This window comes from Kocuria sp., from assembly GCF_030536815.1.
GTDB lineage: Bacteria > Actinomycetota > Actinomycetes > Actinomycetales > Micrococcaceae > Kocuria > Kocuria gwangalliensis.
Window position 1 is genome coordinate 1 of record NZ_JAUNPE010000311.1, and the last position, 1,781, is coordinate 1,781.

A 1,781-nucleotide genomic window follows, 5' to 3' on the forward strand; every position below is an offset into this window, starting at 1 on the left:
AGGGAGCAGGGGCCGAACTCGTGCTCGGCGGCGTCGAGGACCTTGCTCGAGCGTTCGTTGCGTTCCTCCGGCGTCTTGGCCAGCGGCGGAAGTTCCTTGAGCAGCGTGCCCACGTACAACTGGCCGGAACCGTTGGGGCACGCGGCCACGCACGCGCCACAGCTGATGCAGCCGGCGTTGCCCAGGGCCTTAAGCGCGACCGGGAACTTGGCCTCCTTGGCCACCCGCCGCAGGGCCTTCTTGTCCACGGACAAATCCTTCTTGACCGGGAACGAGCCCGCGCGCATGGGTTCGATGAAGATCTCGTCCCCATCGCGGTAGGCCCGCAGCGACTGGGTGCACGAGGCCTGGTTCTTGTCCGGGCCGTGCGGCACGCCGTCCACGGTCACGCCGCACTTGCCGCAGATGCCTTCGCGGCAGCCGTCGTCGAAGCTGACGGGGTCATCTCCTTGGCGGATGAGGGTTTCATTGACGGCGTCGAGCAGGTCCAGAATGCTCATGTCCTCGCGCGCCTCGACCGGGCTCACGGCCACGAACTCGCCGTCATCCTCTGCGGTGGCCTGCCGCCACACATGAATGGTCAACAGCATCAGCGCACCACCTTCGCTTGCACGGCCACGGGGATCGTGACATTACCCAGGGCGACGACGGCGCCCACGACCTTGGCTGCCACTTCCACGGTTTGCGCGCGCTGCGCGGTGGTCGTGAAACCCGCATCCATGGCGGCCGTGCGCATGCCGTGGATCATGTGGCCCGCCAACGCTGCCATGGACGCGGCGTAGAAGAAGGCAACGCCCGGTCGGGACAAACTGGCCACCAGGTTGCCGTAGGCATCCCCGTGGCGATGCTTCGACGACGCCGCCGGGCGGGCTCCCACCGTCAGATCCGCCACGTGGTAGACGGTGAACAGGCCGAGCACCACGCCCGTGGACCGCATGGAGCGGGCAATGATCTGGGGGACCGAGCGACGTCGGCCGCGAGGGCGCCTACGCTGCTTGCCCGTGAGCTGGCGCTTGAGGTCCCGAATCGTGCCCTGGACCGTGTGACGCTCGGCGCGCATGGCACGCAGTGTGAGCTCGGTGCCGGCCATGATGTGACTCGTGGCGCTCGCGAGCAGTCCCACGCGGACCACCCACAACACGCCATTGCGCGGCAGTACGGGCGCACCGACCGTGCGAATGAACTCCGCGTACTCGTTGTAGTACTTCCGGCCCAGGTAAACCTGCATGTTCCCGGCCATGTGCCCCGCGGTGAACAGGCTCAGGACGGTTCCGGACGCGGCCATCGCGAGTTTGAGCTCGGAATTGGTGGCGTCCTTGAACATCACTTCCCACGCGCTGGGCTTGGGAGCGGGGTCGGCAGTGTCCGTCGGGGGTTGAGCGGCGGGATTCATCACTGGATCATCCTAGGAGGTCTGCTCGGAAGTATCAGTTTCAGTGCCCCGGGAAGTAACGAACGTCCCACGCCGTAACGCATGGCGCGGATTTCTGGTTCCTGCAGCGCACCGCAGGACGGGACTCGCGTTCGGGCCCGGGATTCTCACGGGGACGAACCCATCACGACTTCACCGGCGACGTGACTCGTGAAGGGTCGCTCCGAGAAGCTGCCATCATCCTCGTGCTGTTGAGTCTGCTGACGATCGGATGCGCAGTGCTGACGCGTTATCCGCGGATCTTCAACTTTCCCGTAACACTGACCCGAGAAACTTGAGGTGGCACCGGAACCAACGAATACATCTCAGGAGCCGGGAGAACCCTCATCCGAACTGGCAATGGCTCTAG

Annotated in this window: 2 protein-coding genes; both read right to left on the minus strand. The window is 65.4% G+C overall.

Annotated elements, in window-relative coordinates; all coding sequences use genetic code 11:
* Positions 1-590: 2Fe-2S iron-sulfur cluster-binding protein (locus Q4E95_RS13495; protein ID WP_303383788.1), on the minus strand; the 590-nt coding region annotated here is incomplete at its 3' end.
* Positions 590-1,393: a succinate dehydrogenase cytochrome b subunit gene (locus tag Q4E95_RS13500; protein ID WP_303383789.1), complete on the minus strand. Its 804-nt coding sequence runs from the start codon at positions 1,391-1,393 to the stop codon at positions 590-592. The genes Q4E95_RS13500 and Q4E95_RS13495, both read right to left, overlap by 1 nt.
* Positions 1,394-1,781 lie beyond the last annotated feature (388 nt).